We start from the raw sequence: 16,710 nt of genomic DNA, 5'->3' as shown, positions 1-16,710 counted from the left end.
GAGACTTAACCATGTCCTTGCAACAGACACTCACTGTATATGAAACTGTAGACGACGCTCATGCGTCTGGACAAAAAGTGAAACAACTGTTTGAGCAGTATCCTGATGTGACGGTCACCATTCAGACGGTGGAAGGGGAAAAAGGAAATACCGACTTCATCAAAATCCTCATTCCTGGGGAAAAGGGGAAAACAGTCGGGGGAACCGCCCCCACCTTTGGTATCGTGGGGCGATTAGGTGGTTTGGGGGCACGCCCCAGCCGGATCGGTCTCGTCTCTGACGGCGACGGGGCGATTGCAGCGGTGGCCAGTGCTCTCAAGTTGGCTGAGATGAAGGCCAAGGGAGATCATCTGCCAGGGGATGTCATCATCACTACTCATATCTGCCCCGATGCACCGACCCAACCCCATGAGCCGGTGGATTTCATGGGTTCTCCGGTGGATATTCTGACTATGAACCGACATGAGGTGGTTCTAGAGGTAGATGCCATTCTCTCCATCGATACGACGAAGGGCAACCGAGCGATCAACCATAAGGGAATCGCCATCTCGCCGACGGTTAAAGAGGGTTACATCCTGCGGATCAGTGATGACCTCTTGCGGATAATGGAGATGTGTACAGGACAATTGCCGGTCACATTTCCGATTACGATGCAGGATATCACTCCCTACGGAAATGATGTGTACCATATCAATAGCATTTTACAACCTGCTGTCGCCACTTCCTCCCCAGTCGTCGGTTTGGCCATTACCGCTCAGTCGGCAGTACCCGGATGCGGGACAGGAGCCAGCCATGAGGTGGATATCGCCCTCGCGGTAAAGATGGCGGTTGAAGTGGCGAAGGAGTATACCCGGGGAATCTGCTCCTTCTATGATGAACAAGAATTTACACACCTGAACAAGCTGTACGGTTCGATGAAAATTTTGCAAACGATGGGTCAAACTCAGTAAAGAAAAAGGTGGGAGGAGAACATGAACTCTCCATTAGGTGTTGTTACTATTGGACAAGCTCCTCGTTCCGATGTGGGCCCGATCTTGGAAAAATACCTGGGTAAGCAGGTGAAAATGATCCAGGTAGGTGCCTTGGATGGACTGACCAAAGCAGAGATCGACGATACTCTTTTCCCTGAAACAGGCGATTATGTGCTGACCTCCCGCTTATTGACCGCCGAATCGGTGGTGATGTCCCGGGAGAAGCTCCAGCCACTTTTGCAAAAGCGGATCGATGAATTGGAGAACCAGGGATGCAAACAGATCCTGGTTCTGTGTACCGGGGTTTTTCGTGGATTGCAGACGAAGTCGGCTTTCCTGATTGAACCAGATCAAATCATCCCTCCTGCCGTATCGGGGATGGTGAAAAACCGGCAACTGGGCGTGATTACCCCCCTCGATGAACAACGGGATACGATGGCGGAAAAGTGGGAGGCGTTTGGTTTGTCTCCTCTCGTTTCCACAGCCTCTCCCTATCGCTCCGATGAACAATCCTTTAAAAAAGCGGCGCAATCCCTGGTCGAACAAGGTGCGGATGTGATTTTGCTGGATTGCATGGGGTATGTGGAAGAGATGAGGGATCTAATTCGCAGGCAATCCGACGTGCCGGTGATCCTCTCCAACTCCTTGATGGCCAAATTGGTTTCTGAAATGATTTGAAGAGGTGGTATCGTTCTGGATCACTAATGTTTCCGATGAGAGAAGGAGGATGTAGCTATGTCAGAGCGTTCAGTGGAGGTCAGTTCCCAGTTGTTGCAACAATGTCTGGGATTGAAGAGTGGCGAATCTTTCCTGATCGTGACAGACGATCGCAAGCTGGAGCTGGCTCGTGCACTCTATCGAGCAGGTCAACAGCTCGGTGCGGAATCGGTCCTCACCGTGATGAAAGAAAGGCAGAAATCAGGGGAGGAACCTCCTGCGGCTATCAGTGAAGCGATGAAACAGGCGAATGTGGTCGTCTGTATTACGGAGCACTCCTTGACTCACACTCGTGCGAAAAAAGAAGCTGCAGCGGCGGGGGTCAGGGTGGCTACGATGCCGGGAATCACCTCCGACATGTTTTTAGAGGGAGCGATTACCGCCGACTATCTGAAAGTGAAGGAACTGACAGAAAGAGTGACGGATGTCCTCAGCAAAGGAAAGCAGGTGAAGATCGTCAAAGACGGGGAAGAGCTCATTTTCTCGGTGGAGGGGAGGAAGGGGGTTGCCAGTACAGGGATGTATCTCAACCCTGGCGAGTCGGGAAATCTCCCTTCTGGTGAAGGATATGTAGCCCCTGTCGAGGGCTCGGCTTCAGGTCGAATCAAGATCGATGGCTCCGTGGCCGGGCTGGGTAAATTGGACTCTCCCTTGTATCTGACCGTTGAAGAGGGGCGTCTCGTCCAGGTGGAAGGGGAGGCCGCCGCCAAGCTACTTGAAATGTTGGGAGACGGTCCAGGTCGCATGTTGGGGGAATTTGGAATTGGAACCAATGATAAGGCCAGGATCACCGGGGTGGTTCTCGAAGATGAGAAGGTGTATGGGACGATCCATGTGGCTTTCGGTAGTAACCATACCTTTGGCGGTGTGGTGGAAGCGGGAGTCCATATCGATTTGGTAGTCAGAGAGCCGGATGTCTATATCGATGGTGTGAAAGTGATGGAGAAGGGGGTTCCAAATTTTTGACTTACAGATCGAGTTGGAAAGGGATCTCCCGGTAAAACTGTGACAAAGAAGCCCTTCTGCAATTCATGCAAAAGGGCTTCTTTTGCCACAGAGGGTTGTCAAGCGGTAAGCATTTTTAGAAGAGTCCCAAAAACGGCCCCCTGTCCCAAGCGATCGCATACGGTGATCGAGTGTGGTCGGCTGTTAGGCCTTTTCTTTTATCACCTGTTCCATGCTCTGAATCACCCGATCGAGGAAATCATTCACGTGACCTCTATCGTAACCTATCAAAGTTATCCTGAACTCCTTATTGTGCATCTCCAGAGGAGAGAGTAATCGTTTGCCCCCAGCGGTCACTGGCACTCCTTGCTCCAATGACCAGTCTGTTCTCCGAGTGATCGCTTCGAAACTTTCGATTACTTGAATCATGTAAGCATCTACCTCTTCACGATCATAACCGCGAAAAGCCCGACGAAACTTCTGATTTTTAAGATCCAGCAGTGTCAACATCTGATCCTCTCCCCATCTTTTTTACGCAAAACTCTGTAGTATGAGTCTATTATACCAATTTCAGCATTTGAGAGGAGGAAATCACCTTTCACAAGTTTCCGTGGCCAGAATCGATCCCTTGCAGATCACAGGTGAATCGAGTAGAATAAAATTATCTATCTATAGGAGGTGAGGGGAACGTGTATTTCGATCAAATGGCTGGGTATTGGGAAAAAGCCAATATGATTCATGGATTTGCCGCACAGGGGATTCGTATGCCCTTTTTTAGCCATTTGAATCGAAGGATATGCACGTAAGGATTCCCTTCATTCGGATTTTGCGGAGGAAAGATCATCACCGCAGGCGAGGGAGAACCTTGCCTGCGGTTTTTTGTGTGCAAAAAAGGAGGAAAAAATCATGATCTGTGCGGCAAAACAAGTGGGCAAAATGATGGGCGGAAACCAGATATTAAATTGTATCAGCTTTGAAATCACCTCCGGTGACCGGGTGGGACTGACCGGTCCCAACGGGTGTGGCAAAACCACCCTGTTACAACTGTTGGCGGGTGTGGAGACAGTGGATGAGGGGGAAATTTTCATCAAGAAAGGGGCCCAAGTGGGTTATTTGGAACAGATCCCGGATGCGGATCCGGAAGCGACGGTCTCTGATGCGTTGCGGGTTCCTTTTCGCCAGGTGTTCCAGCTGGAAAAGAAGATGGAGAAGTTGACGGAGCAGATGGCCGCTCCCGACCTGGGGGAAAAGGAATTGGAACGGGTATTGGAGCGCTATCAGTCCTGCCAGGAGGAGTATGAGGAGCGAGGCGGATATGAGGTGGAAGCCAAGATCCGGCAGGTGGCCCATGGGCTGAATCTGTCGGAAGAGATGCTGGCCCGGCCCTTCGGTTCATTGAGTGGCGGGGAAAAGACCAAGGTGGGCCTGGCCCGGATTCTGCTCACCGAACCGGATCTACTCCTGCTGGATGAACCGACCAACCACCTGGACCTGACAGCGATCGAGTGGCTGGAGAATGTTCTCTCCTCCTACCCAGGGGCGGTGCTGATCGTTTCCCATGACCGGTATTTCCTGGACCGGGTCGTCACCCGAATGATCGATCTGGAGGGAGGGGAAGCCGTTCTCTATTCGGGGAACTATTCCCGCTTTCTGCAGGAGAAGGAAGAGCGGCTGTTGGCAGAATTTCAGGCGTATCAAGAGCAACAGAAGAAAATCAAGAAAATGAAGGAGACCATCAAACGGTTGCGGGAATGGGCCAACCAAGCGAATCCACCCAATGCTGGACTCCATCGTCGGGCCGCCAGCATGGAGAAAGCCCTGGAACGGATGGTGAAACTGGAGCGTCCGGTGCTGGAGCGGAAAAAGATCGATCTTTCCTTTGAACAGGATCAACGCAGTGGGCGGGAAGTGTTCCGGTGTGATGAGGTGTTCAAGGAGTATGGACAGCAGTTGGTTCTCGACGGAGTTCACCTGCAGGTCCGCTCCGGGGAGCGGGTGGCCATCGTCGGAAGCAATGGCTCAGGCAAATCCACGCTGCTTCGAATTCTGCTAGGGGAAGAATCGGCAGACCTGGGGGAAGTGGCTGTGGGACCTTCAGTCCAGGTGGGCTACCTTTCTCAACAGGGATGGGAGGGAGACCCTGACCAAACCGTGTTGGAAGCCTTCCGGGAAGAGGTGTCAGTGGAAGAAGGGAAGGCTCGCCACTTGCTGGCCCAGTTTCTTTTTTACGGATATGCGGTTTTTCGCAAGGTCAAAGATCTGAGCGGCGGGGAGCGGATGCGGCTTCGCCTGGCCCAGTTGATGCATCAGGATTTAAACGCTCTGATCTTGGATGAACCGACCAACCACCTGGATATTGACTCCAGGGAAGCTCTGGAGGATGCCCTGGAGCGCTTTCCCGGAACGATCCTAGCTGTCTCCCACGATCGCTGGTTTCTCAACAAATTGTTTGCTCCGATTTATTGGCTGGAAGCAGGCAAACTGACTCGCTTTGAAGGGAATTATGATGAAGCCAAGGAGAAACGGCGGCAACTGAAAGGGGTTTGATGCTATTGAAGGAGGCTGTGTGGGGGATTTTTCCTGACGGAAAATTGGAAGGGTGGCTTTTTTGAGAGGAATCTGCTTCCCGAAAGGGAAATGGATAGCAGAGAGCCTTTTCAGGAGGGAAAGCAGATGAAATGGTTCGCAGTCCTGTTGGTGATGCTGTTGATGGTTTCCTGTAGCGCTCCCCCCTCCTCTCAGGGAGAACCGGAGGACAAAGAGAAACCGCAATCCGTGGAATCCCAGAAGGAAAAAGCAAGGGCGAAGGATGTTGTGACCGGACTACGTGTTCCGTGGTCGCTAATGGCGACCCAACAGCATTTTTATATCAGTGAACGCGGTGGGGCGATCGTTGAAGTGGACCGCCCCAAGGGGAAGCCGGTCCGACAAAAGTTGAAACTGAACAAAAAGGTTCATCATGAAGGGGAGGGTGGATTCCTTGGGATTGCGACACATGCGGATTTTGAAAACAACGGCCTGTTATACGCCTATCATACCTACCAGGAGGGAGAGAATCGGAAAAACCGCGTGATCTTGTTGAAACGGGAGGACGGGGTTTGGAAGGAGCAGAAAGCTTTATTGGAGGGGATTCCAGGCGGATTTATCCACAACGGAGGAAGATTGGCCATCGGTCCCGACGAGAAATTATACATTACAACGGGGGATGGGGGAGAGGAGAAGAACGCCCAGAATTTGGACAGTCTCGGGGGCAAAATTCTGCGCATGAACCCGGATGGCTCTGTTCCGAAGGATAATCCGTTTCCCGGCTCCCTCGTCTACAGCTATGGACATCGAAATCCCCAGGGTTTGTCCTGGACGGAGGATGGGGTTCTCTACAGTGCAGAACATGGCCCATCGGGAGACGAATCCGGTCGGGATGAGATCAATCGGATTGAAGCGGGAAAAAACTATGGATGGCCGCTGATCACCGGAGATGAAAAAAAGAAAGGGATGGTCTCCCCTCAGTACCAATCAGGGGAACGCACCTGGGCTCCTTCGGGACTGGCCTCCCTGGATGGTAAGCTGTACATCGCCGGGCTTCGCGGGGAACAGATTCGCTTTTTTGCCACGAAAAAACAGCGGACAGGGCAGCTCTTCACCGGAAAAGGGCGCCTGCGGGACATTGTGGCTGTGGAGGGAGATTTGTATGTGCTGACCAACAATACAGATGGAAGAGGAACTCCCAAAAAGGAAGACGACCGACTGTTCAAGTGGTCGCCGTGATTCGAAAACCGGCTCTCCCTTGGCAATGAGGAGGCTGAATGGGGAGTGTCGGTGTCAATGGCAGGATGCCCTTCACGACCAACCTCCTTCGGCGGAGTGAGGTAAAGCGGCCTCGGGAGGCCGCTGGGGGATCGATGAGTATCTGGAGATGAAATATATTTCTGTTGGATTAAAGTGAATAGATCTTGCTAAAAGTGACCTGGTTAGGGTCACTTTTATCGTCAGCCCGTCCCTTTGCGGACCGACTCTGCCAGGAGGTCGACCAGGTGGACGGCCTGCATGCGATTTTCCAATCCGGAGCGTTGGATGCCCAGCTTCATCTGCAGGAGACAGCCGGGGTTGGTGGTGACGAGGAGATCAGCTGAAGTGGATTCTACATGTTCCATCTTCTCATCGAGAATCCTCATCGATGTCTCTGGATGTGTGAGGTTGTAGATGCCAGCGGAGCCACAACAACGGTCCGCTTCGACGAGGTTTACATACCGGGTTCCCGGTATGGATGAGAGCAGTTGTCGCGGCTCCTGAGAGACTTGCATCCCGTTTCGCAGGTGGCAGGAATCTTGATAAGTGACGGAAGCATCCACTTTACCCAGAGGCAGGGGATTGCCTATTGCCAACAGTTGGCTGATGTCACGAACCCGATCGCCAAACTGGCGCGCTTCTTCGGCGTATTCAGGTTCATCTCGCAATAGGTAGGGAACCTCGACCAACTGGGCGCCGCATCCGCCAGCATTGGAGGCGATCCAATCGACTTTTGCTTCTTTGAAAGCATGCAGATTGGCTCGGGCTTGCTCTTTGGCTTGTTTTTCATCGCCACCGTGAGCCTGGAGAGCGCCACAACAGGTCTGGTTTTCAGGGATCACCACCTCATAACCGGCAGCGGCCAACAATTCGGCTGTGTTGCGATTGGTCTCGGCAAAAGCCACATCCATGATGCAACCCCGAAACAGGCCGACTCGGCCCCGGAATTCCCCTTGGGCAGGAATAAAGGTACCAGAACGTTCCACCACGCCTCTGGAACTGGCATCAGGCAATACTTCATCCATCTGACGTAGGTGTTCAGGGAGGAACACTTTGGCCAGACCGGTTCGATGGAAGAGCCAGCGGAGTCCGGATTTTTGATAGAAAGCCATCAGCATCCCAGCGAGCTGAAGACGCCGCCGATGAGGAAAGAAATGACGAAAGAAAAAGTTTTCCATCCAGTGGGTGTGACGAGGACGGGGGGAATGCTCATGGATGGCAGCCCGAGACTGTTCCAGGAGGTGGCCGAACTTCACATCCGCCGGGCAGGCCGTTTCACAGGCACGACAACCGAGACAGTAGCTCATCTGGTCCGCAAAGGTTTTATCCGGAGTCATCAAACCGTCATTTACCGCTTTCATCAGGGCGATCCTTCCCCGAGGCGAAGCCGCTTCCTGGCCTGTTTCCCTGTAAGTGGGACAGGAAGGCAGGCAAAATCCGCAGCGCATACACTGGGTCAATTGGTCTGGATCCAAGGTCAATTTCAGTCTTTCTTCCATGGCTCCCCAGGGGGAATCAGTGGGGGTCCTGGGTTCCTTCTTCGGAACTGTGGCCATCAGGCTTTCCCCCTTTCTCTGGAAGGGGTGTCAGTGAAGATTTTGCCGGGATTAAGGATTCCCTGGGGATCAAAGGCTTTTTTGATGCCTTTCATCACCTCGAGGGCGATGCGGCCTGTTTTCCACTCCAGATAAGGAGCTTTGGCCAAGCCCACTCCATGTTCGCCGGTGATGGTCCCGCCGAGGCGGATGGCCGCGGCAAAAATATCTGCAAAGGCCTGTTCCCCCCGCTGGATCTCATTGGGATCTCGGGCGTCTGTCAGCAGAGTGGGATGCAGATTGCCATCCCCGGCGTGGCCGAAGGTGCAGATGTTCAGTTGATATTGGTCGGCAATGCGGTTGATCTCCCGCACCATGGATGCAATTTCCGAACGAGGAACGGTGGTATCCTCCAGGATCAAGGTGGGGCGGAGACGGGCCAAGGCGGCCAAAGCGTTGCGGCGGGCGGCCATCACTCGAGTTCCCTCCGCTTCCGTTTGAGCCACATCCAGATGAGTAGCTCCATTTTCGTGACAGATCTCTCGGATTCGTCGGAGATCCTGTTCCACTACTACAGGGGGGCCGTCCTGCTCAATCAGCAGAATCGCTGCCATCTCTTTGGGTAGCCCGATATGGGCATACTCTTCCACGACCTGAATCGTTTTCTGATCCATAAATTCAAGGGTGCAAGGGATGATTCCCTCGGAAAGAATATGGGAGACAGTGCGGGCGGCTGTATCCAGATCGGTGTAATGGGCTACCAGCGCTCGTCGACTCTCCGGCAGGGGGATCAACTTCAGTGTGGCTTCCGTGATGATGGCCAGGGTTCCTTCCGACCCCACCAGTAACTTGGTCAGGTCATAGCCAGCCACATCCTTGTATAGTTTGCCCCCAGTTTGGATTCTCTCGCCGTTGGCTAAGACGGCTTCCAAACCGAGCACATAATCCTTGGTCGTCCCATATTTGAGGCCTCGCAAACCACCGGAGCACTCGGCGATATTGCCACCAATGGTGGAAATCGCCATGCTACTGGGATCTGGGGGATAGAAGAGCCCTTCCTTCTCCACCGTGTCGTGGATCTTTTGCGTGTAGACGCCGGGCTGGACAGTGATCGTGTGGTTTTCCCGATCCAGCTCGAGGATCCGGTTCATATGGGTCATCACCATGACCAGCCCGTCCTCGGGAGGCACCGTATCTGCACTCAGATTGCTTCCCGAACCGCGCCCGACTATGGGCATGGAATGTTTGGAAGCGATACGCAGGATGTCCTGCACCTCCTCGGTGGAAGTGGGATAGATCACCCCGGCGGGAAGGGTTTGGTACAGGGGGGTGGCGTCGTAGGAATGGCTGATCCGACTTTCGGGATCTGTCCGAAACCGCTCCTCTCCCACGATCGCCGTCAGCTCTGCCTGGATTTCAGGAGATATCATGAGAGGTCCCTTCCTTTCGTTCAAAACAGAAGATGATGGATTACAGAAAATTTCCCTGACAAGTATAGGTGCCGGTCGCTCCGATGTCGTCCCTTAAAACTTGATTGGATTTGCCACATTCCAAATGTTCTCTCAGCAGACTTTTCCCCTGAGCGGGATAAATTCCTTAACGTTGGGCTTCAGCCCCTTAAGATTGTAGTGCCTGTGGTGCTTCCTTAATTTCGGGCTTCAGCCCGTCAAGATTGTAGTGCCTGTGGTGCTTCCTTAATTTCGGGCTTCAGCCCGTCAAGATTGTAGTGCCTATGGTGCTTCCTTAACTTTGGGTTTTAGAATGACATCGATTGGTGAGCAGGATCCCGCCTGTCTATATTGAAAGTTTAACATTGGAAGGAAAGGGTTCATAGGATCAAAGATCGCAAAAGGAGTGATCGTTGGGATGGAACTCATCCATCTCTATTTCAGTGGTAAACGGGCCAAGCTCCTGGAAGAGCTGAAAGATTTTATCCGCATTCCCAGTGTGAGTACCGGCTCGGATGGCCGCAAGGAGATGTTCCATTGTGCTGAACATGTCGCCAGGCTTCTGCACCAGGCGGGTTTGGAACATGTGCAAGAGTTTGCGGCGGGAGGTTACCCGATCGTGTACGGCGACTGGTTACATGCTCCCGATGGCCCGACGGTTCTGGTTTACGGCCATTATGATGTTCAACCCGCTGAACCCATGGAACTTTGGAAAAGTCCTCCTTTCCAGCCTGAGATTCGGGAGGGAAAACTGTTCGGACGTGGGGCCAGCGACAATAAAGGGCAGATTTTTCTGCATATCAAAGCGATCGAAGCATTATTGGAGTTAAAAGGCCGTCTCCCTTTCAACATTAAATTTTGCATCGAAGGGGAGGAGGAGATTGGCAGCCCCAGTTTCTCGCCTTTTCTGCAAGCCAATCCAGATCTTTTGCAGGCGGATTGGGTGGTGATATCAGACACGGCGATGCTTGGTGAAAATCAACCGGCTGTCTGTTACGGGTTGAGAGGCCTGCTCGGTGTTCAAATCGATGTACAGGGTCCGGCAATGGGTCTGCCGTCGGGCTCCATTTATGGGGGTGCCGTGCAGAATCCCCTTCATGCACTGGTACATCTGTTGTCCAGCATGAGGAAAGACAACGGAAGAATCGCTGTGGAAGGTTTTTACGATGAAGTATTGCCGGTGACAAAGGAGGAGCGTGAAGCATGGGCCGGGCTTCCTTTTAGAGATACTGAGTGGGCCCAACGTCTGAACGTACCGGAATTGTTCGGAGAGGAAGGGTATACCATGTTGGAGCGGGCTTGGGCTCGCCCTACTTTGGAGATCCATGGAGTCCGTGGGGGAGGCGAGCAGACGATCATTCCCAGCACTGCACATGCCCATGTGACTTGTCGCTTGGTTCCTGAGCAAGATCCTCAAGTCATCTTCCGCCGATTGGAAAAGCATATTCTAGCGCACGCCCTTCCAGGTGTAAAAGTGACGGTGACAGCAGAGGACTCCGGATATAAACCGTACATGACTCCTATCAATCATCCTGCCATTCGGCTTGCAGCTGAAGCTTATGAACATGTATATGGGGTTCCATGTCATTGGATCCGTGCCGGTGGCTCGATTCCAGTGGTGGAAACGCTGGCTCGCCAGTTTGAGATTCCTGTCGTTCTAATGGGATTTGGCCTTCCTGACGGAAATGTACACGGGCCCAATGAGTATTTTTCTCTTCGAAATTTTGATAAAGGGCTGCTTACCCTTTGCTATTACTGGCTCCAGTTGAAAGAGAGTCTTTAGTATTGCTAAGAGGGCGGATGTCTCTCATGTTTGGGATGTTGATGAACCATCAAGTGGATGGTGGGAGCGAAACGACCTTTTCGCTCTTCCCAATGCCCCCATCGTAAAATATGGCTTGAGAGGACGGGGATGGTGGGCCGCTCCGATCTCTTGCAAAGAGCGCAAAGGCTTTTCACCGTCCCACCATCCCGACCTAATCTCCTTCCTAAATATGGCTAATCGACACGCCTGCTCTCATGGGTATTTACTGGAGTCGGAGTCTGTTCATCAGTCGACTCTGTTGGACTCCCTTGAATCCGCTCCAATCCATCTATAGCCGTACTAGAAGCGTGGTGTTACATGGATCTTGGATGGTCGGGATGGGGTTTCACCTATTGTTTCGTTTGTTCTGGCGAGCCAACGTTATATGGGAAACTCCACCCTCCTTGTGAAGGTTTTTTTCACTTGAAAAAATCGTCCAAGATCGAGGTAAATTACTACTCTTCTAGGCGTTTCGCCACAACCCGTTCCTTCATGGGAACGGGTTTTTGATAGGGAAGTTTTCCTAATTGTGCTAATGGAAGCATTTTGCCATTTCTCTTGTATACGAAGGATTTGGGGTGGTATCCTTTTTATTAATCCAATTTTTATATTATAGATATCTATATCTGTAATTATTGAGAAATTTATCAATTTAAAAAGAAGAAGGGGTTATGGATGAGTCGCGATCATAATAAGCAGTCTTCCACGGGATTTGTTCCCTATGTGCCATCTTCCAAATCTTTGCCGGAATTAACTCTGCTCGCGGTTCTGCTGGGGATCGTGCTAGCAGTGGTGTTTGGAGCCGCTAACGCCTATCTGGGGCTGAAAGTGGGCTTGACAGTGAGTGCTTCGATTCCGGCTGCAGTGATTTCGATGGCCATCCTGCGTGGAATTTTCCGCCGGGAATCGATCCTGGAGAATAACATTGTTCAGACCATGACCACCGCAGGTGAAGCGATCGGAGCAGGGGCGGTCTTCACACTTCCTGCCCTGTTTCTGTGGGATTTGCAGCCCAGCCAGGCGATGATCGCATTTATTGTGTTGACTGGTGGATTTCTGGGCGTGTTTATGATGGTGCCCCTGCGACGCATGTTGATTGTCAATGAACATCAAAACCTGCCTTATCCAGAAGGGACAGCCTGTGCAGAGGTTTTGAAATCCGGGGAAACTGGAGGGAAAAATGCGCGGCTGGTTCTGTCCGGCTTTTTGGTGGGAGGTTTAGTCAAAGCCCTCGGCGATGGCTGGTTTCTCTTCAAGACGGAGATTGAGACTTCCATCGCCAAGGTGAAGAACGCGGTGGTGGGGATGGATACGCTCCCTTCCCTGCTGGGCGTTGGATTTATCATCGGTCCCCGGATCGCTGGTCAAATGATCGCCGGCGGCTTACTGGCCTGGATTGTATTTATTCCGATGATATCTTTCTTCGGGGGCGGGTCGACTCAGACGCTCTTTCCTGCGGATCAGCCGATCTCCAAATTGGATGCTTGGGGGATCTGGAGTGGATATATTAATTACATCGGTGCGGGTGCCGTCGCTGTCGCTGGTCTAATCACGCTGGTAAAGACCCTTCCCACCTTGGTTCGTTCCATTGGAGATACTGCTCGTGGCCTTCGGGGCTCCTCAGTGGGAGGACAGGGATTGGTGGAGCGTACAGATCGGGACATCCCTTTTACCTCGGTGATCCTGGGTGTGTTAGCCCTGGTCTTGATCATCGCTTTTGCTCCTGTAACGAATGTAGGCATCATCGGGGCGATCTCCATCGCGATCTTCGGCTTTCTCTTTGTCGCAGTGGCTTCCCGAATCGTGGGGATTGTAGGGAGCTCCTCCTCTCCTGTATCCGGTATGACCATTGCGACGATACTGATCGTAACCGTCATCTTCAAGATGACGGGCCTGACCGGTACCGGCGGAATGATCGCCTCCTTGACCGTGGGTGCAATCATCTGTACGGCCTTAGCTGTTGCCGGTGATATTTCCCAAGATCTGAAGACCGGTTATCTGGTGGGGGGGACTCCCTGGAAACAACAAGTAGCGATGATGATCGGTGTCGTTGCCTCCAGTTTGGTCATCGGCTTTGTGCTGGTAGTGATGGACGCTTCCTTTGGGATGGGTTCTAAGGAGCTGCCAGCTCCCAAAGGGGTACTGATGAAGATTATCATTGAAGGGTTGATGGCGGGGAATCTGCCCTGGGACCTGATCTTCTTGGGTGCGGCCACAGCGGTTGTGATTGAGTTTCTTGGCATGAATTCGCTGGTGGTGGCCGTGGGCCTGTATCTTCCCGTTCATATCAGCGCCCCGGTGATGATCGGCGGGCTGATTCGCTGGCTGATCGACTGGTCCAGCAAGGAGGAACCCTTGCGCAAAGCGCGGCAAAACACTGGGACCCTGTTCGCCTCCGGGCTGATCGCTGGGGAATCCCTGGTAGGAGTCATCATCGCCGCCCTGATTTTCTTCGAATGGATGAGTCCGGAAGGCCAAGTGGCCACGGAAAATCAGCTGGTTTCCCTTGCTGTTTTCCTAGTTGTTACCCTCCTGCTGTGGGTTGTGTCCCGCAGGGCCAAAACTATGGACTCGTGAATGGAAGGATCCCATGTTTTTGAAGAAGAAAAAGCGGAGTAATCTGTTGAAAATGAAGCCGTTGTTAAAGGACCGTTATACTCTTGAACCTTTGAAGAGCGACTCAGAGGCCGGAGTTTTTCGCTGCCGTCTGCTCATTCCCCGGGATAGCTGGTTGGAACGTCTATCTGTGCGTTGGTTGAAACAACCGCAGACGATCAAGGTGAAGCTAGATCCGTTGGGTAGTTTTGTTCTGTCCCGATGTGACGGAGATCAGACTGTAGAAGAGATTGCCCAAGGGTTGACGGATACCTTCGGGGAAGAGGCTGAGCCGGTTCTGCCCCGGCTGGTGAAGTATCTTCAAATTGCAGAAGCCAACGGTTGGGTCTGGATGAAAACAGAGTCCTGACAGCAAACCCCCGTACCCAAATGGGACGGGGGTTTTGGTTGTGTTGTTTAAATCAAGGGAATCAGCAGAAAGGAAAGGGATGTGTCAATCAACCCCACCCCAAAAGCGACCGTGGCGATCCAGCTATAGATGCGGGCACGTTTTTCCTGTTCTGCCTCGCTACCAGAACCATCGAGGGGCTCTTCAAAGCCGAAATCCTTTCGATAACGATTAGGCATCAGTATTTTAAATCCTTTTGAAACCAGATTGAAAAACCCGCCGTTCCATACATAATATCCCCCGGCCAGCATCAACAGCACCAGCCCGGTCATGAACAGGATATTGATCATTCCGGTCAGATGGCCCCCGGCGGCGTAGGAGATGGTCACACTGATGAAAGCGAGAATGACCGTCCAAAATATACGGCTTCGGATCATTTTGGGGTTCCTCCTTGAGTAGTGAAGGGCTTTCGTTCTATCTATTATAGCAAAGGAAGTACTTCCTTTGTTTGATGTCTTCCGAAGTTCCTGATGATTGAATACGGAAATATTCCTATTTTTCAACAACCCTTTTCTGTCCCTGTGAATTGCTTTATAATGAACGGGTCAAGTATGCCCGCTGTAATCATATCCCTGCTTTATTGGGCGACAATAAAATCCAAGGGAGGAAGAATATTGAGGAGGAGATGGTTTTTCCCTCTGTTGGCAGTGGTTATGTCCAGCTCTCTTCTGTTAACAGGCTGTGGACTGACCGGAGGTGCCATGGGGACGGGAGAAAAGGCGGGGGACAAGGAACAGGTTTTGGATATGACTCTGGAGGCGGAGCCGCCAGGGTTAGATAGTGCAGTGACGACGGATGTCATTTCCTTTGATGTGTTGAACAATGTGATGGAAGGGTTATATCGACTGGACAAGGATAATCGTCCGGAACCGGGGATCGCCTCCGGAGTGGAGATTTCCGAGGATAAAAAGACGTATACTTTTCGCCTGCGGGATTCCAAATGGAGTGACGATGAACCAGTGAAAGCCCAGGATTTCGAATACGCTTGGAAACGGGCCCTCGATCCGAAAACCAAAGGGGAATACGCTTATATCCTGTATCCGATCAAAAATGCAGAGGCCTACAACTCTGGACAAGTTTCCATTGACGAAGTAGGAATCAAATCAGTGGATGAGCACACTCTGCAAGTGGAGCTAGAATACCCAATTCCCTATTTTCTCGGTTTGACCACCTTTGCCACCTATTTGCCGCAACGCAAGGATATTGTGGAAAAGTTCGGTACAAAATACGCCACCGAGCCGGAAAATATGGTTTACAACGGCCCTTTCCAACTGAAGGAATGGCAGCATGAACAGAAGATTCAGCTACAGAAGAGTGATACCTACTGGGATCGGAACTCGGTCCGTTTGGAGACGGTCAATCAATTTATTGTCAAAGATACAGCAACAGGAGTCAATCTTTATACTTCGGATCAGACCGACATCACCCACCTGGACTCCGAACTGTCAGAGGCTTTCAAAAAAAGTCCTGAATATATGCCGGTGACCCAATCCACGGTTCAGTATCTGCAATTCAATACGAATAATGAGTTTCTGTCCAATGCGAATATCCGAAAAGCGATTAGTTATGCGATTGACCGAGAGTCGCTGGTCAAGGTTTTGAAGGATGGATCCGAGCCTGCCTATGGTTTTGTTTCGCCGACGATCATCAACAGTGATAACAAAAACTTCCGTAAAGAGGCGGGAGACGGACACCAGTTCAACCCTCCGGAAGCCCAACGCCTTCTCAAATTGGGAATGGAAGAGCTGGGCATTACCGAGAAACCGAAACTGACCATGCTGATCTATGATGACAAACGCAAAAGAGCTGCGGAAGTGATGCAGGAAGAATTGAGAAACAACCTGGGGTTGGATGTTCGCCTAGATCCCCGACCGTTGAAACAAAAACTGGATGAAGAGTCCAAAGGGAATTTTGAAATCACCTTTGCCGGTTGGTCCGCGGATTATAATGATCCGATGTCCTATTTGGATATGTTCCTTACCGATGGTCCCTTCAACCGTGGAAAGTGGAGTCACAAGACCTATGATCAGCTGATCAAAAAGTCGGCTGGTAATCCCGATAACAAGAAACGGGCCAAAGATTTGATCCAAGCGGAAAAGATTCTGGATCAGTCCGCACCGATTGCTCCAATGTACTTTGGCGGAGAGATCTATCTGCAAAAACAGTACGTGAAAAATATTGTTCGCCATCCGATCGGCACCAGTATCAGTCTGAAGTGGGCTTACATGGACGGAAAAGAAAAGAAGAAGTAATCCTTTGGATTCAAGGGTTTGCAGTGAGTTCGGCGGAAAATATGAGGGTATCTGTCCACCATAGACAGATACCCCTCCTCCCCGCCGACACCTTTGCCTCCTAGTTTTACCCAACAATTTCTTGTTTGATATCCTGTTCACTTGTTCATTTATCTGGTATGATAATACTAGTTTAATTACATTAAACACAATTGTGGGAAAGTTACTTTCATTCCTACTAAAATTTCATAAAAAATCTTGGATAACGT

At 51.5% G+C, this 16,710-nt stretch carries 12 protein-coding genes and 2 pseudogenes; 9 read left to right on the top strand and 5 right to left on the bottom strand.

What is annotated here, in order from left to right:
• The first annotated feature begins 11 nt into the window (after positions 1 to 11).
• The 3 genes from JOD24_RS07335 to JOD24_RS07325 are packed head-to-tail and all read left to right on the top strand — an operon-like array spanning position 12 to position 2,654.
• Positions 12 to 950, top strand: coding sequence for a DUF1177 domain-containing protein (locus JOD24_RS07335; RefSeq protein ID WP_429246651.1), 939 nt, complete (start codon positions 12 to 14; stop codon positions 948 to 950).
• A gap of 21 nt (positions 951 to 971) precedes the next feature.
• Positions 972 to 1,649 (top strand): AroM family protein, encoded by a 678-nt coding sequence (locus JOD24_RS07330; protein WP_380162778.1) that lies wholly within the window; start codon positions 972 to 974, stop codon positions 1,647 to 1,649.
• Positions 1,650 to 1,706: 57 nt separating this feature from the next.
• On the top strand, positions 1,707 to 2,654 hold the full coding sequence (locus JOD24_RS07325) for an aminopeptidase (RefSeq protein ID WP_380162780.1): 948 nt from the start codon (positions 1,707 to 1,709) through the stop codon (positions 2,652 to 2,654).
• Positions 2,655 to 2,843: 189 nt separating this feature from the next.
• On the opposite strand, the pseudogene JOD24_RS07320 reads toward JOD24_RS07325, so the two are convergent.
• Together JOD24_RS07320 and JOD24_RS07315 are read right to left on the bottom strand one after the other, a co-directional pair.
• Positions 2,844 to 2,990, bottom strand: a pseudogene (locus tag JOD24_RS07320) (DivIVA domain-containing protein); the annotation flags it as partial.
• A gap of 42 nt (positions 2,991 to 3,032) precedes the next feature.
• Positions 3,033 to 3,143, bottom strand: a pseudogene (locus JOD24_RS07315) (DivIVA domain-containing protein); the annotation flags it as partial.
• A 396-nt stretch (positions 3,144 to 3,539) separates the two neighbouring features.
• On the opposite strand from JOD24_RS07315, the gene abc-f reads away from it, so the two are divergent.
• Positions 3,540 to 5,180, top strand: coding sequence for a ribosomal protection-like ABC-F family protein (gene abc-f / locus JOD24_RS07310; RefSeq protein ID WP_429246650.1), 1,641 nt, complete (start codon positions 3,540 to 3,542; stop codon positions 5,178 to 5,180).
• 126 nt (positions 5,181 to 5,306) lie between these two features.
• Positions 5,307 to 6,398 (top strand): PQQ-dependent sugar dehydrogenase, encoded by a 1,092-nt coding sequence (locus tag JOD24_RS07305; protein ID WP_429246649.1) that lies wholly within the window; start codon positions 5,307 to 5,309, stop codon positions 6,396 to 6,398.
• Positions 6,399 to 6,619: 221 nt separating this feature from the next.
• Here the strand turns inward: JOD24_RS07305 and JOD24_RS07300 are convergent, their stop codons facing one another.
• Positions 6,620 to 7,975 (bottom strand): (Fe-S)-binding protein, encoded by a 1,356-nt coding sequence (locus JOD24_RS07300; protein WP_380162786.1) that lies wholly within the window; start codon positions 7,973 to 7,975, stop codon positions 6,620 to 6,622.
• Positions 7,975 to 9,384 (bottom strand): FAD-binding oxidoreductase, encoded by a 1,410-nt coding sequence (locus JOD24_RS07295; protein ID WP_429246648.1) that lies wholly within the window; start codon positions 9,382 to 9,384, stop codon positions 7,975 to 7,977. The genes JOD24_RS07300 and JOD24_RS07295 overlap by 1 nt, the downstream gene beginning before the upstream one ends.
• Positions 9,385 to 9,820: 436 nt before the next feature.
• On the opposite strand from JOD24_RS07295, the gene JOD24_RS07290 reads away from it, so the two are divergent.
• The 3 genes from JOD24_RS07290 to JOD24_RS07280 all read left to right on the top strand — a co-directional run bounded on the left by JOD24_RS07290 (position 9,821) and on the right by JOD24_RS07280 (position 14,171).
• Entirely contained in the window at positions 9,821 to 11,185 is a 1,365-nt protein-coding gene (locus JOD24_RS07290) for a dipeptidase (protein ID WP_429246647.1), read from the top strand.
• Positions 11,186 to 11,881: 696 nt separating this feature from the next.
• Entirely contained in the window at positions 11,882 to 13,783 is a 1,902-nt protein-coding gene (locus JOD24_RS07285) for an OPT family oligopeptide transporter (protein WP_380162792.1), read from the top strand.
• Between the two features lie 13 nt (positions 13,784 to 13,796).
• Positions 13,797 to 14,171: a PqqD family protein gene (locus JOD24_RS07280; protein ID WP_380162794.1), complete on the top strand. Its 375-nt coding sequence runs from the start codon at positions 13,797 to 13,799 to the stop codon at positions 14,169 to 14,171.
• A 47-nt stretch (positions 14,172 to 14,218) separates the two neighbouring features.
• Here the strand turns inward: JOD24_RS07280 and JOD24_RS07275 are convergent, their stop codons facing one another.
• Positions 14,219 to 14,587, bottom strand: a complete 369-nt coding sequence (locus JOD24_RS07275) for a DUF3899 domain-containing protein (RefSeq protein ID WP_380162796.1) — start codon at positions 14,585 to 14,587, stop codon at positions 14,219 to 14,221.
• Between the two features lie 237 nt (positions 14,588 to 14,824).
• Between JOD24_RS07275 and JOD24_RS07270 the strand changes: the two genes are divergently transcribed.
• The gene (locus tag JOD24_RS07270) at positions 14,825 to 16,462 is read left to right on the top strand and encodes a peptide ABC transporter substrate-binding protein (protein ID WP_380162798.1); all 1,638 of its coding nucleotides are present in this window, start codon (positions 14,825 to 14,827) and stop codon (positions 16,460 to 16,462) included.
• Positions 16,463 to 16,710 lie beyond the last annotated feature (248 nt).

Origin of the sequence: Kroppenstedtia sanguinis, assembly GCF_050433445.1 — a bacterium.
In the GTDB taxonomy this organism is placed as follows: Bacteria; Bacillota; Bacilli; order Thermoactinomycetales; family DSM-45169; genus Kroppenstedtia; species Kroppenstedtia sanguinis.
Note: the sequence above shows the minus strand (reverse complement) of the source record. Positions and strands in the feature narration are given on the sequence as shown.

Excerpts from the sequence above, each read along its gene's own strand:
- JOD24_RS07335 (WP_429246651.1), top strand. The coding sequence starts at position 12 with ATGTCCTTGCAACAGACACTCACTGTATATGAAACTGTAGACGACGCT.
- JOD24_RS07330 (WP_380162778.1), top strand. The coding sequence starts at position 972 with ATGAACTCTCCATTAGGTGTTGTTACTATTGGACAAGCTCCTCGTTCC.
- JOD24_RS07325 (WP_380162780.1), top strand. The coding sequence starts at position 1,707 with ATGTCAGAGCGTTCAGTGGAGGTCAGTTCCCAGTTGTTGCAACAATGT.
- abc-f (WP_429246650.1), top strand. The coding sequence starts at position 3,540 with ATGATCTGTGCGGCAAAACAAGTGGGCAAAATGATGGGCGGAAACCAG.
- JOD24_RS07305 (WP_429246649.1), top strand. The coding sequence starts at position 5,307 with ATGAAATGGTTCGCAGTCCTGTTGGTGATGCTGTTGATGGTTTCCTGT.
- JOD24_RS07300 (WP_380162786.1), bottom strand. The coding sequence starts at position 7,975 with ATGGCCACAGTTCCGAAGAAGGAACCCAGGACCCCCACTGATTCCCCC.
- JOD24_RS07295 (WP_429246648.1), bottom strand. The coding sequence starts at position 9,384 with ATGATATCTCCTGAAATCCAGGCAGAGCTGACGGCGATCGTGGGAGAG.
- JOD24_RS07290 (WP_429246647.1), top strand. The coding sequence starts at position 9,821 with ATGGAACTCATCCATCTCTATTTCAGTGGTAAACGGGCCAAGCTCCTG.
- JOD24_RS07285 (WP_380162792.1), top strand. The coding sequence starts at position 11,882 with ATGAGTCGCGATCATAATAAGCAGTCTTCCACGGGATTTGTTCCCTAT.
- JOD24_RS07280 (WP_380162794.1), top strand. The coding sequence starts at position 13,797 with ATGTTTTTGAAGAAGAAAAAGCGGAGTAATCTGTTGAAAATGAAGCCG.
- JOD24_RS07275 (WP_380162796.1), bottom strand. The coding sequence starts at position 14,587 with ATGATCCGAAGCCGTATATTTTGGACGGTCATTCTCGCTTTCATCAGT.